At 58.7% G+C, this 12,850-nt stretch carries 14 protein-coding genes; 5 read left to right on the forward strand and 9 right to left on the reverse strand.

Annotated elements, in window-relative coordinates; all coding sequences use genetic code 11:
* Positions 1–24: 24 nt before the first annotated feature.
* Both JNJ66_04160 and JNJ66_04165 read left to right on the forward strand, forming a co-directional pair.
* Positions 25–483, forward strand: a complete 459-nt coding sequence (locus tag JNJ66_04160) for a hypothetical protein (protein MBL8159626.1) — start codon at positions 25–27, stop codon at positions 481–483.
* A gap of 252 nt (positions 484–735) precedes the next feature.
* The gene (locus JNJ66_04165; protein MBL8159627.1) at positions 736–3,258 is read left to right on the forward strand and encodes a hypothetical protein; all 2,523 of its coding nucleotides are present in this window, start codon (positions 736–738) and stop codon (positions 3,256–3,258) included.
* Between the two features lie 64 nt (positions 3,259–3,322).
* Here the strand turns inward: JNJ66_04165 and JNJ66_04170 are convergent, their stop codons facing one another.
* The 3 genes from JNJ66_04170 to JNJ66_04180 form a co-directional block, all read right to left on the reverse strand.
* Positions 3,323–3,976 carry a prepilin-type N-terminal cleavage/methylation domain-containing protein gene (locus JNJ66_04170; GenBank protein ID MBL8159628.1) on the reverse strand — a complete coding sequence of 218 codons (654 nt, stop codon included), beginning with the start codon at positions 3,974–3,976 and terminating at the stop codon, positions 3,323–3,325.
* 52 nt (positions 3,977–4,028) lie between these two features.
* Positions 4,029–4,670, reverse strand: coding sequence for a prepilin-type N-terminal cleavage/methylation domain-containing protein (locus JNJ66_04175; protein MBL8159629.1), 642 nt, complete (start codon positions 4,668–4,670; stop codon positions 4,029–4,031).
* 167 nt (positions 4,671–4,837) lie between these two features.
* Positions 4,838–6,427, reverse strand: coding sequence for a hypothetical protein (locus JNJ66_04180; protein ID MBL8159630.1), 1,590 nt, complete (start codon positions 6,425–6,427; stop codon positions 4,838–4,840).
* A 402-nt stretch (positions 6,428–6,829) separates the two neighbouring features.
* Here JNJ66_04180 and JNJ66_04185 point away from each other — a divergent pair, with 402 nt between their 5' ends.
* A complete protein-coding gene (locus JNJ66_04185; GenBank protein ID MBL8159631.1) occupies positions 6,830–7,087 on the forward strand; it encodes a hypothetical protein in 258 nt (85 codons plus the stop codon).
* 151 nt (positions 7,088–7,238) lie between these two features.
* Complete coding sequence (locus JNJ66_04190; GenBank protein ID MBL8159632.1) at positions 7,239–7,628, forward strand: hypothetical protein; 390 nt, start codon at positions 7,239–7,241, stop codon at positions 7,626–7,628.
* Between the two features lie 80 nt (positions 7,629–7,708).
* Here JNJ66_04190 and JNJ66_04195 read toward each other — a convergent pair whose 3' ends face one another.
* The 5 genes from JNJ66_04195 to chaB form a co-directional block, all read right to left on the reverse strand.
* Entirely contained in the window at positions 7,709–8,554 is an 846-nt protein-coding gene (locus tag JNJ66_04195; protein MBL8159633.1) for a matrixin family metalloprotease, read from the reverse strand.
* A gap of 119 nt (positions 8,555–8,673) precedes the next feature.
* Complete coding sequence (locus tag JNJ66_04200) at positions 8,674–9,261, reverse strand: NAD(P)H-dependent oxidoreductase (GenBank protein ID MBL8159634.1); 588 nt, start codon at positions 9,259–9,261, stop codon at positions 8,674–8,676.
* A gap of 51 nt (positions 9,262–9,312) precedes the next feature.
* Entirely contained in the window at positions 9,313–9,636 is a 324-nt protein-coding gene (locus tag JNJ66_04205) for a helix-turn-helix transcriptional regulator (protein ID MBL8159635.1), read from the reverse strand.
* A 159-nt stretch (positions 9,637–9,795) separates the two neighbouring features.
* Complete coding sequence (locus tag JNJ66_04210; protein ID MBL8159636.1) at positions 9,796–10,695, reverse strand: SDR family oxidoreductase; 900 nt, start codon at positions 10,693–10,695, stop codon at positions 9,796–9,798.
* A gap of 27 nt (positions 10,696–10,722) precedes the next feature.
* On the reverse strand, positions 10,723–10,962 hold the full coding sequence (gene chaB, locus JNJ66_04215; GenBank protein MBL8159637.1) for a putative cation transport regulator ChaB: 240 nt from the start codon (positions 10,960–10,962) through the stop codon (positions 10,723–10,725).
* A gap of 68 nt (positions 10,963–11,030) precedes the next feature.
* Between chaB and JNJ66_04220 the strand changes: the two genes are divergently transcribed.
* Positions 11,031–11,615: a DNA-3-methyladenine glycosylase gene (locus tag JNJ66_04220; protein MBL8159638.1), complete on the forward strand. Its 585-nt coding sequence runs from the start codon at positions 11,031–11,033 to the stop codon at positions 11,613–11,615.
* Here JNJ66_04220 and JNJ66_04225 read toward each other — a convergent pair.
* Complete coding sequence (locus JNJ66_04225) at positions 11,610–12,833, reverse strand: MarP family serine protease (GenBank protein MBL8159639.1); 1,224 nt, start codon at positions 12,831–12,833, stop codon at positions 11,610–11,612. The two genes, JNJ66_04220 and JNJ66_04225, sit on opposite strands and share 6 nt — an antisense overlap.
* Between the last annotated feature and the right edge of the window lie 17 nt (positions 12,834–12,850).

Below are 12,850 nucleotides of genomic sequence, written 5' to 3' on the forward strand. Positions count from 1 at the left end.
AATCCGACCCTAAAGGTTGATGACTTGCAGGCCATCGCCAGCGAAGAAGCCCCAAGCGGTCTGCGGAAGCAGGCCCACAGCAGCGGCACCATAAGTCTCGCGTATCCTATCGGCTGGAAAGCCGATCAGGAGACCGGCGGGATTTCTGATGATGTCAATGTGATAACGCTTACCGTTGAAAGCGGCAAGGGAAATCCAGCGTGCATTTTGGTTGACAACCCGGACGAGCCTTACTCATCCCGAATCGCTGATTTTGAGGCTTCGGACCAAGTTGTCGAGAAGGACGAGTTCACTTTCAATGGCAAGGCGGCCATGCGGTTTAAGCGCATCCAAAAGACAGCGACGGGTGCCAACATCAATACGTATATCGACTACTTCTTCGACGGCGACGGCCGCCAATCCTACCAGTTCACCTGCCTGCTCGTGCCCGAGATTGATGAAGCAACCGTCGATACGCTTGTGCACTATCTGCAGCTCAAATAAATTGATGAGCCATTTACTACATCAGGCACTAAAAGTAAACTCTTCCGCTTCACTCGAAATTCCCGTAAGCTAAGTGCAGAAGATTTATTCAGTAAACACACAGCCGCAAGCTCCACTCTTAACTTGGCGTCCACCATCTGTCGGACAAGTCTTCGTCCCCATCGCATTAAATGAGGATGATTTTCATGTCGTACGAGTAGTTAACTATTATCATTGCACCACCGCAGTCAAAAACTAAAGAAGGGGTCAACAATGAGTAAGGGTCTCAAGAGGGGACTATTCGCATTGATGCTGCTGGCATCAATCTCGTTACAAACATTACTAAGCGGGGAGGTGGCCGGCGCCGCCGCTGTCCATACCGACATGGGCAGCTACCGTCCGGAGTACATCTACGCGCATAAGGACGGCAGCTACAATGCCTCCATCTGTAGCGGCTCGTCGTCACCATGGACGTACAGCAAGACATACTCCGGCGCGCACGCCCATATCGACAGCGCCCAGCGCGACAACAACGCCGATTGGTGGGCACCGTCCTGCGACAACGTCGGCATGGGTGTGGGCCTGGACGACACGGTCTATGTATACGAAGTCAAAGAAGCCTATGGCAACTACCAGCGCCGCCTGGCGGCCTACCGCGGCAACACGCAGCTTTGGAGCCAGCCGTTCCAGGCGGAAGCCTGTCCGTCCGCCAGTACGGCCGAGGGCAAGCTGGCTGAGCTGTCATTCCCGACCATCGGTTATGATGGCATCGTCTATGTCTATGCCTACGCGCAGTCTGGCTGCTCATCGCCAGACAACCGGCTGTACGCCGTCAGCGCACTGAACGGCCAGGCCATATCCAGTCTCGCGCTGCAGACCGGCAATCCGGCCAACGTCGGCCAGCCGCGGCAGTATGAGCACATCTTCCCTGGCGAAAACCAGGTTACTTTCCTGGATGGCACCACGGTGCGCACCGCCTCCATCGACAAGCAGAGCACAGCCGCCATCACCGATGACGAGCTTGTCGAGCAGGTCAGCAAGGCCGTCAACCTGGCGCACAGCACCAGCCAGTTCGTCATCCACGCCAGCGGTAATGCTGCAGGGTACGTGTACGCCATCCTGACGCCAGGGCCGCAGTCTGACACCTACAACCCCAACGCCAACTGCACCGGCTCGGTCGAACTGGCCAAGGCGACGCCAGACACTTCCACGACCACCAAGTCGACCGTGCCGGTCAACACCTGCGGTTTCGTGCCGGACGCTGTCACCATCGCACCGGATAACGGCGTGATCGTACTGGGCGCACAGCCCGGCGCCTGGGGTGCCTACGACGACATGCTGGTCAAATACTCCACCAGCGGTACTGTCGTCTACAACAAGGACCTCAACAACCTGAGTGGCGCCGGCTTTGCCACTGTCCGCCAGACCAGCCAGCCCGTGGTCGATAACAACGGCGTGGCCGTGGTCGTCTCCACCGCCGACGTGACGCAGTACAGCAACTCCGACCGCTACGTGGTGGTCCGCAAGATCGACACCAGCGGCAACAGCTCTATCGTCTATGCCTCTTCGGACGACTTCACCATGGATCCAAACGGCCAGGACAAGTTCGGCGCCAGCACCAAGTTGGATATCCAGAACGGTAAAGCCTACTTTGTCTCCTGCAAGCTCCAGTGGTACGCCAACCACTGCAGCAGCGCCAGCGATTCGTACGTCAGCGTCGTCGACTTGACCAACGTCATCGGCAACCGCTATCCTCGCTCTGAGCCGCTTTCCAGCTACAACTACACGGTCGTCGACATCGACACCGACGGGCTGAGCAAGTTCCACGAGGACCAGCAGGAGACCAGCGACTACCAGGCCGACTTTGACAGTGACGGCATCAACGACTACAAAGAATCCGAATGGTTTGCTGACCGGGTCGCGGCTTTCTGCAAGACGGACGGCCAAAACAACATCGTCCGCTGCGCACCGCCGGACCCCAAGCAAAAGGACCTGTATGTACAGATCGACTGGGTCGTGGATAATAACCAGTACTCCACCCAGCCGACTGCCAACCAGCTGATGCCGGTCATCCTGGCCTTCCGGGCACAGGGTATCGAAGCTCACTTCGACATCGGCCAGAGCAATGGCAACAACGACCAGGTCAATCCTGGCGACGATGTGGCGGACTTTGGCGGCGGCAACGCCCTCAAGTATGTGAGCGATGTCATCGACCTTGACAGCAGCAGCCTCTCCGTCCACGACTACAAGCTGGGCAGTACCACCTTCGATACGCCGTCCAACTTTGACAGCGCCAAGCGCCACAACATCTGGCGTTACATGATCTTCAGTAAAGCCCTGCCAGGCATCGATGTTACCGGCGCCGCGCTACCCGGCGACGACGATGTGCTTATCGGCTACAAGACGCTCAAGGACCTGGCAGGCAACGACTTTGACCTGCACCTTGGCAAGGCGGTGATGCACGAGCTGGGACATGGCCTGTGCCTCTCATCAGCCCAGCGCTATGAGGCTCAGGACAGCAGCTGCGTCTACAGCAAGGTGGACGACCAGACCCCGGTCGACTTGGAAGAGCATGACGGCTATTACGGCATCATGAACTACACCGTCACGGGCAGCAGCGAGCCGCTCTCGGCCGTCAGCTACTCCGGCGGCACCTACAGCAACGATCACGACGACTGGGCCGCAGTAGAGAAGGGACTGGATGACTTCAGCCAGGCCAAACCGCTCTACGACATCAACCTGGATGGAGTGATGGACGCGAACCAGAATTGTCAGCTGACTATTATCTGCCAATAGGCAACGCAGCGGCACGACACACAAAAGGGGCATATGCGCCCCTTTTGTTATTTGGCCGGTGTCCTCACAGCCGATCCGGCGGCGTCAACGGCACCCAGCACCGGATGCCATTATCCAGCACCTCACTGGGGGTGTGGTCGTAGGTGGTGAGGTTGGGGCGTTCGCTGTACTTGACGACAGGGCCGATGGGACAGGTGGTGGCCTGCTTGCTAAGGGTGTACCAGAGGAACCAGTCGTAGTTGACGCCGTTAAGCGTCACCGTGCCGGCGGCGCCCATATTATCAATGGCCACACCAGCCACGGCATAGTTGCCAAAATAGTAGGGCCGGGGGCTCGGGGCACCCGGGTTCGAGCCGAAGTACTGCGCCAGTTCATTGATGACGAACGGCTTTTCACTCAGCAGCGGCGCCTTCGGTGCGACGTTCCAAGCGATACACTGGCCGGGCGTACCATCGCCATCCAGGTCAGGATAGCCCGACCCAAGGCAGGAAGGGATATTAGGCGGATAAATGCCGCGCTCCGTGGCATAGGCCGTCAACGCCTTGCGGTACGATTCAGTGAATGACAGCGTCTGGGCATCGCTGGCCCTTTCCTGTGCGCCGCGTAACGAACTGATGGCGATCAGCGCCAGAATGGCGATGACAATAATGACAATCAGCAGTTCGACGATAGTGAAACCGTAACGCCGGCTCCGGCGGGCGGAAGTGTGTATGTTCATGCTTATGCTACCTTAGACATATCATACCAGTGAAAGGTGATCCGTGCCAATGCTAGAGCCGCGTGGGGTTGGGGAGGGCGATCATGCAGTAGCGGATGCCGTTTTCCTCGTACGTATAGCCGCCGGCCGGCGTCGTAGCGGAGAACTGAGGCCAGTTGACATCGGTCACCACCTTGCCGAAGCTGCAGTTGCCGGGCGGCTCGATGAAGTAGTTCATATACCAGGGATGGTACTGCCCGTCCAATGTCCCGCCGGTCGGCGCCCAGTACTGGACGCCCATCTGGTCCTCGTTGGACGTGTTCCGGACAACCAGCGGCACATTAGGAGCCGTGATATCAACATAGGCCCTGATGGCATTATTGAATGTCGTGTCGGTGGAGATATGCGCGGTGCCGCCCGTCCATTTGCAGTCATAGCGGCCATCGCCGTTGACATCATTAGTGCCGCTGCCCAGACAGAAGTAATTGACGCCGGAGGGCGGATAGGAGCCGTTGACCGTGGCATAACTTACCATAGCCCTATAGTAGGCTTGCGCCATGGACGTACTCTGGCGGTTGCGGGCGGCCTTTTGCGAAGTAGAGAAGGAATTGACGGCAATGACCGCTAGGATGCCGATGATTATAATCACTATCAGCAGCTCAACGATGGTAAACCCATCACGCCGCCCACCGATACTGGGTATTTTTATGTTCATACAGTATGCCTTATGGCCTATTTTATACCGCTTATGACAAAGCGCCAAACGCTTGAGTTTCTTCCTGCTTCATGCAGCACTACCGGCACGGTATCAACAAGTACATTATATATATTATAGCACAAATTATAATTTTTGTCTATGATTTGCATCACAGCCGGGAGCGGCTAAAGGACGTCGTCCTGTTTCTCCCGCAAAAACGCCAGCCACTGCTCGTACAGGCGCAGCAGGGTCTTGAGCGGAGCCTCAATGATGAAATCAAGCACAATGATGAAGATATTGACCTTGCTGTAGCGGCTGCTCAGCCACTGGCCTAACCGGATGAACGGCGTGAAGATGACGCTGGCCAAAGCATCCAAAGTGGTGCCTTGTTCAATGACGCGCAACTCACGCACCGACTGTGAGATGCGGTAGCCAAAGAAGCTGACGGTGGAAAGGAAGATAAAGAAGATGACGGCGCTGGCGGCGTTGTAGCCGATACGGTACAGAATCCAGGTGATACCGGCCAGTAGCGCCAGCGTCACCAGGCCATATAGCACATTGAAGCCGGTCGATGTCTTTTCGTGCTTGCCACGCGGCAGCCGGTAATGCAGCTTGCCGCCATACAATGTAGCGCGCAAGTCGCGGACGATGCGGTCGGTGTTGCGGTAGTCAGGCGTCTTAATAGTCAAACCAAGGAACAGCATATAAAGTGGCGGGAAGAGCAGGTTGATAAGCAGCGGCACCGGGTGCAGCTCGCCGTAGACGTAGAGGTCGTACGGCACCTCCAGCGCCAGGCCGACGATCATCTTGGTGATAAGCAAGAAGATGATGGCCCGGATGACCGAGCTGCGCAGCCGTTTCTTGACGCGCTTGTATTGGACGGCAGCCACCTCCTCCGCCTTATGTAGCAGCTTGGCCGGCTGGGTCAGCAGCGGCACCGGATCCTTAAGCTCCTGCAGGGTGGAGTGCAGGATGATGTAGGGCGCGATGTTCTGGCGGGCCAGCTTGTTCATCTGGTAGGAATCGTCGCCGTAGAGCACGGAGTTCAGGAACTTGAAAAAATCGGGCAGGCGGGCGGCGGCGGCCTCGATGCTGCGGTCATCGCGGTGCCACTGCACGAACTGGTTATTGAACATGTAGAAGCTGATGGTCGCCTCGTCAGACTTCAGCAGCGCCCGGTGTACGGCGGCGTACAGGGCGGCGGCGCGGGCCTCGCTCAGCGGCTGGGATGTCTCCAGGTTGCCATACAGGGAATGAAAGGTGAAATTGATCAGGGCGGTCTGCTGGGGGTTGGGCAAGAGCATGTTCTGCAGATCCGCAGAGGCGATATCGATGATGCGCGAGACGTAGCGGCCTTGCCGGCCGTGCTGGCCGACCCGGGCGTTAAGCTGCTGGTAGGCGACGAGCCGGCGGTTCAGGCCGTCCACCAGGCTTTCCTGGACGCTGCTGTTGGCGAGATACCTGGTCTTGGTCAGCTCGCGTACCAGCTCGTAGCCGGTGTTGCTGGTGGCGACATCCTCTTCGAAGTGGCGGTTAAGGAAGCGGCCGATGGAACTGCGCATCAGCAGGTGTTGCTCCTGGTATTCGACGGCGTTGCGCAGCTGTTCGTACGCCCAGTAGGCGTTGTCGGCGGTGTCCGGGATACGGACAAGATCGTCAGTCTCGGGGACCGGCACGGCGGCCTGCTGCAGGGCCTGCAGCAGCTGGGCGGCCGGGCGCGTCAAAGAATCGCCGGCGGCATCAATAGGGTGCGATGGACTAGGAGTGGCTGTCATAGGGGTAATCTTCATACATTCTACCGCACCCGGCTGGATTCGCCTAACAGATAGAAATACGGTCAACTGCCGGGTTTGTCAACACTTACATTTGGCACCATTAGCGTTATAATAAAGGCAGTCATGTGAGTACTGGGGAGCGGCTACGGCAGCAATGCCTTATGCCACGCCACTTTTCACTTACAGACGTACATCAAAAGAGGCATACACACTGGCGGACCGGTTCACGCTTCCTATCTGGAGGCGCGGCGAGCAAAGCGTCACTGTTTTCTTCCATATCTGGCTTCCAGGTAAACAAGTGTTCGCGATAACGGTCGCGATGCTCTTTCCATGGTAAGCCCTCCAAAAAAATCCGTTGCAAGTACCAAAGGTACAAGCTAAATGATTTAAGGAGAATAAGATATGACAAAATCAATCATTAATGAAGACGTCACTGTGACCGCCCTGTACTTCGCCCGTGGCGATAGCCGTCGTAGCTATCCCAAGCGCATCGAGTACGATGGCGACACTGTGAATTTTGTCGAGTCAGGCCTGCAGTGCCTGGTGCGCCGGGGGAAGGAGGTGGTTCGCATCTTCACCATGAGCGATGGCAATACTCAGTACCGTCTGCGTTGTGACGAAGCTCACGCGCGTTGGACGCTGCTGAGCATCGCCCGCTAGGTACACTAATCATGCAGGGAGAGGCCGCCGGAGGCAGTGATGCACCGGCGGTTTCTTATTGGCATGGGGAATATTGCTTTATTATTACTAATATTTTATAATTTCGAGGCCCTATTGTCTTCCGCCGTTGACGGCGGAGAGGAGTAAGTGCATGTCGCGACAGCACGAGATCGTCGAAGGCGTCATCGCCGCCTTCCTGACCGTGACCGACGACCAGGTCACGGTGATGCGGGATGAGTTCTACCACACCCCGGTAGTGGAAGCGGCCCGGCGCACCGTCCTGATGGCATCGGACTTCTGGTTCTGGCGTCTGGGCGAGGGGCTGCACCCGCGCAGCCAGATCTTCAGTGAACCCAACCGGCGCGAGATGATCCTGCCGCTGGTGCACTGCATGGCGGCCTTCGTGCTGCTGCAGAGCGGGCCGAACGATCCGATGGTCGTCCAGGCCTGCCGCCTGGTGATCGGGCCGCTGCGGCGGATTCTGGAGCCCGAGCAGCTGGCCGCCCTGCACTTCGGCGAGGTCTGGGCCGGACGGGTCTGACCCGGCGCGGCGCGAAAACCGCGTCACCCCGCACTTCCGGAAGGGAGGAGCGGGGTGACGCGGCGTTTTTATTTTGAATGCTAGTACTGCTGATTGCCGTAGAGCACCAAAATGTTCTCAAAGTCGATCTTGTCCGGTTCGGGGCTGACTTCCTCGCCAGTGTCCTGATACATCAGCAGCCCTTCGGTAGCACGATGGCGAAGACCGATGGCATGGCCGTATTCATGGACGGTGGTCACCAGCCGGCTGTTGACGCCTTCCTGATTCAGTACGTCCGTAAAGAGCTGGATATGGCTGCCGACCCGGTATTCGCCCTCTTCCGTACCGGTGTGCTCACCGTCGGTGTCGCCACCGCCTGCGTTTTCGGAGCTGACCGTCACGCAGTAGGCATTGGCCGGGCAGGTTGCCACGGCCCGCGCGTCGATGCAGACGCTGCGGCTCCAATAGACAGCGGCCTTCTTGATGTATTCGACGTGCTCAGGAATGGCGCCGGTAGTCTCGAAGTAAAAGGTGGTCTCGGGACCGGTCCGCCGCCAAGGGGTATCCTCGTCCGTGAGGTCCTGGTCCTGCAGCTCGAGTCCGGCCGGCGTGGCACAGGAGGTGGCGCCCGAAAGGTCGGCATTAGGATGAGCGCCAGGCGTGCCGCCATCATCGCCACCGCCGTCATCACCGCCGCCGGACGGGGGCAGGGCACCAAAACGCAGGGCTCCCGACTGTGACGCATCAGGTACATCGGCAGCACCCAGTTTTTCCGCCAGTCCGGACAGTACGGCGTTTTCCGCTTCGACGAAGGCCGACGCGGCCGCACCAAAAGAGGTGCGGATATGCTGCTGGGTCAGAGCGACCGCGCCGACGATAACGACAGCGATAAAAATGTTGAGCGGGCGGGTGAGGATACGGCGACGGACCGATGGAATGGAGCGCATGCTTGTTTTGCCTTTTATATACCGCTCATTATGGCGGCCGGAAACTGCCACGTCAACCAAGCCGCATATCGAAATACCGCCGGCAGAACCGGCGGTATCAGGAGCAGGCACTGATGTGCTTACTGCGTGGCGGCCAAGGCTTCGCGGGCGGGCTTCATGGTCTTGGCCCAGAAGATGTTGGCATCCACGATGGCGTCCGCCAATTTCTCGTCGCTTTCGCTGAACTTGTACTGCCCCTTGTCGTCAAGATTGCCGTAATAGTGCGGCAACAGCAGCTGGTCGCGCAGGTCATACATGCGGACTTCCGCAGCCACCTGGCGCAGGTGTTCGACGGCACGGGCACCGCCGGCGGCCGAACCGTAGCTGACAAATGAGGCCGGCTTGTACCCCCACTCGTGCCATGAGAAGTCGATGGCATTCTTAAGGACGGCGGAGTACGAATGGTTGTACTCGGCCACGATGAAGATGAAGCCGTCATAGCCGGCGACCTGCTGCTGCCAGGCAAGCGAATGCTCGTTGACGGACGGTGCCATGGCGGGCGAGACCGGTTCGTCAAAGAAGGGCAGGTCAACCTCTTTGAGGTCGACGAGGGTGAAGTCCGCTTTGTCGCCGAACTGGGCGCGGGCGCGGTCGTAGATCCATTGGCCCGGCTGGACGCTGAAGCGGCTAGGGCGTGATGAACCAAGAATAATAGCAATGTTTACCATGTGTGGTGTCTCCTTTTAGGGTGAGTGGCAAGGAGAATCGTAGCAAAGTCGTCAGGCGGCGGCGTACTCGGCGCTCCAACGTTCCAGCGCCTCAATGACCGGCAATAATGCCTCGCCTTTGGGTGTCAGGCTGTATTCGACGCGGGTCGGCACTTCGGCGAAGACCTGCTTATCGATGATGCCGCAGTCCTGCAGCTTATCCAGCCGGGCGGACAGGGTCCGGGGGCAGATGCCACTGACCTTGTCCTGCAGGCCGTTGAAACGGCTGGCGCTGCCACCCGAAAGCGTATGGATGATCTGCAGACTCCATTTGTCGCCGACCAGGCACGAGGCCTGTGCGAAACTATCGCCACAATTCTCTTGTATACTATGCATAGTAACTATATTTTATATAGTGCATCGGTTGCTGTCAACCAACGACGTCACTTTCCTTTATACATTGCTAACGGCAGCGATGCGGAGTGCACCGCTGTCACGATCCCGTCCCACGCAGGATATCCAGCTTAAAGTATACCGCATGGGCGGAAAGTATGCTTACGGCGTGTGGTTGCCGCCAGTGACGCCGATGACTTCCGCGGTGATGTAGCTCGACTCCTGCGAGGCAAGAAAGACGTACGTCGGCGCCAGCTCCGCCGGCTGACCGGCACGGCCCAACGGCGTGTTCTGCCCGAACTGTGTCAGCTTCTCCTGGGATTGGCCATAGCTTGGTTGCAGCGGCGTCCAAATCGGTCCGGGGGCGACTGCATTGACCCGGATACCACGCTCTGCCACCGTCTTGGCCAAGCCCTTGGTGAAGGCGACGATGGCCGCCTTGGTCGATGCATAATCCAGCAGGCCCGGAGACGGCTGGTAGGCCTGTATTGACGTGGTGTTGATTATGACGCCGCCGGCTGGCATATCCTGCAAGGCAGCCTGGGAGATCCAGAACATCGCAAAGACGTTGACGCGGAAGGTCTGCTCAAACTGCTCAGAGCTCAGCTGCGCCGGATCTTCGACAAACACCTGCTTGGCGGCATTGTTGACCAGGATATCGATAGGCCCGCCCAGTTCCCCGGCAGCCTTCGCCACGACGCTGCGGGCAAAATCCTCATCGCTGATATCGCCGGCCAGGGCGACCGCCTTCTGGCCCGTCGCCTCAATTTCACGAATGACGACATCGGCATCCTCCTGCTCGGCTGGCAGGTAGACAATGGCGACATCGGCGCCTTCACGGGCGTAGGCGATGGCCACCGCCCGGCCTATGCCGGAATCACCGCCGGTAATCAGGGCGCGACGGCCCTTGAGGCGGTTGCAACCACGGTACGTTTCGATCCCGTGGTCAGCCAATGGCTTCAGGTCTTTGTCGAGGCCGGGCTCAGGCTGGGTCTGTTCGGGAATGTCCAGCTGAGGGTATTGTTTAGTGGGATCCTGCATTGCAAACTGGTCTTTTGCCATCGTCGCTCCTTATGTCGTTAGTACTGGTCAGTCGTCGGTGGCATGGGGATGCCACTTGCCATCATCACCTTTGTGATACTTTTTCTTGACGGCGCTCCAGGCGACGCGGTGCGCCGTCTCCTCCCGATCGCTATCGCCGCGGCGGTCATCCGGATCCTTGTATTCGTCGTATGCGCTGTTGAAGGCTTCTTTATAGATGGATTGGGCATGCTGCGGCAGTACGCTTTGGACGCTATCGGGTAGTTTTGATAATTGTGAGTAGGGCATAGGTACCTCCTCCCTGTACTGCAACTGTAGCGTGACGGCGGCATGGCTTCTATGATATTTCTAATACCATGAACGATGACAGGCAGGATTTCAGCGTCCTTGAGGGTGCCGCATGGCAGGTGGCCCCGCGGTTGATCGGCTGCGTACTGGAGCGCGAGCTGCCAGAAGGTACCGTCCGGGTACGCATCGTCGAGGCGGAGGCCTACGACCAGACCGATGTAGCCAGCCACACCTTTAAAGGCTACTCCGAGCGCAGCAAGACCATGTTCGGTCCGGCGGGCCATCTTTACGTGTATCTCATTTACGGTATGTATTACTGTTGCAACATCGTGGCAGGAAAGGCCGGCTTTGGTGCCGGCGTGCTCATCCGGGCGGTCGAGCCGCTGGAGAAAGTGGCGCTGTTGGCTGCACGACGCCCGGGCGTCAAAGGCGCCGCACTCAGCAACGGGCCCGGCAAGCTTTGCCTGGCGCTCGGCATTGACCGGACGATGGACGGCCATGACCTGCGCCAGCCGCTGATGCGCCTGATATTGCAACCGCCCTTACCGCCAGCGTCGATAGTACAAACCGTCAGGGTCGGATTAAGCCAGGGCACAGAGACGCCGTGGCGCTTCTACGAACGGGGCAACCCGTATGTTTCACGGCCATTATGAGCGGCGCGGCACACCGGGCGTGGCGGGTACGTACCCCTGCTTCTGCGTGGCGCACTGCTGCGTACTGACCGGAGTAGGATTGGCGCGGACCTTTTCGAGCAGCGGCAGCACTTCCTTGGAGGTCACCGCGTAACCGATGCCGCTTTCAAAGGTAGAGCGGGCAAAGATGACGCCCATGACCGAGCCGTCGCGCGCCACCAGCGGGCCGCCGGAGTTACCTTCGACGACTTTGCCCTGGATTTCGTACACCGGGCGCTCGGCGACATCGGTGCCGTAAATATCGCGGCCGCGGGCAGTCATCTGGCGCAAAATGCCGGCAGGGTCGGCTTCGAGCGGGCCGCCGCCAGGATGGCCGATGACGGCGCCGGTAGCGCCGCGCGGGTAAAGCTGGCCGGCCAGCTGGAGCGGCTTGGCATCGTAGCCTTTGGCCTGCAGGATGGCGATATCAAGCTCAGGATTGAAGTATACCGGCGTCGTGACGTTGACGCGGCCCGCCTCGCCTTCCACGGAGGGGTTGGCGATACCCGCCACGACGTGGGCATTGGTAATGATCAGGTCCTTGGCAGCCAAAAAGCCAGAGCCGATGATAGCGCCGCCGCAGCCCATGCCCTCTACCATGACGATGGAGCGGCGGGAGGCCTCGAAGGCGTCGACCACCTCCTGGTTGCTTGGCGCTTTGACAGGTTCGGCCGGACGCGGTGCCAGGCCGCTGAAGACCTCCGGGAAGCCATTGGGGCCAAGCAGGTTGCCCAGCTCGGAGACGATATCGGGCGCCGGTGGCATCACCTTGTTCATGGTCTGCAGGATCACCGATTCACGGACATACTTCCGCACTTCAGTCAGCGGAAGGCTGACCGCCATGGCAGACACCAGCCATAAGATGACCAGCGTCATGGCCCCGCTGAACGCCGCACCGAGTATCTTGTCGGTCTTTTCCAAGTGCAGGGTGGTCGTAAAACCCCGGCTGCGCTTACCGATATACTGGCCGACAGTCTGCAAGATCAATGCCAGGGCAAAGATGCTGACCAGCGTATAGATGAACTGCTGCTGGGAATCTTTGGTCAGCAGTTTGGCAAAGTCGGGGCCGAAGTATGAGCCGATGACCATGCCAAGCCAGAACCCACCCAGCGAAAAGATGCCCATAATCAAGCCGTTTTTGGCCCAGGCCAGCGCCTGCAGGAAGACGGCCACGATGATAACGAAATCAAGAAGATTCATTATGTCTATTTTACAGC

This window comes from Candidatus Saccharibacteria bacterium (genome assembly GCA_016789455.1).
GTDB lineage: Bacteria > Patescibacteriota > Saccharimonadia > Saccharimonadales > Saccharimonadaceae > CAIJKY01.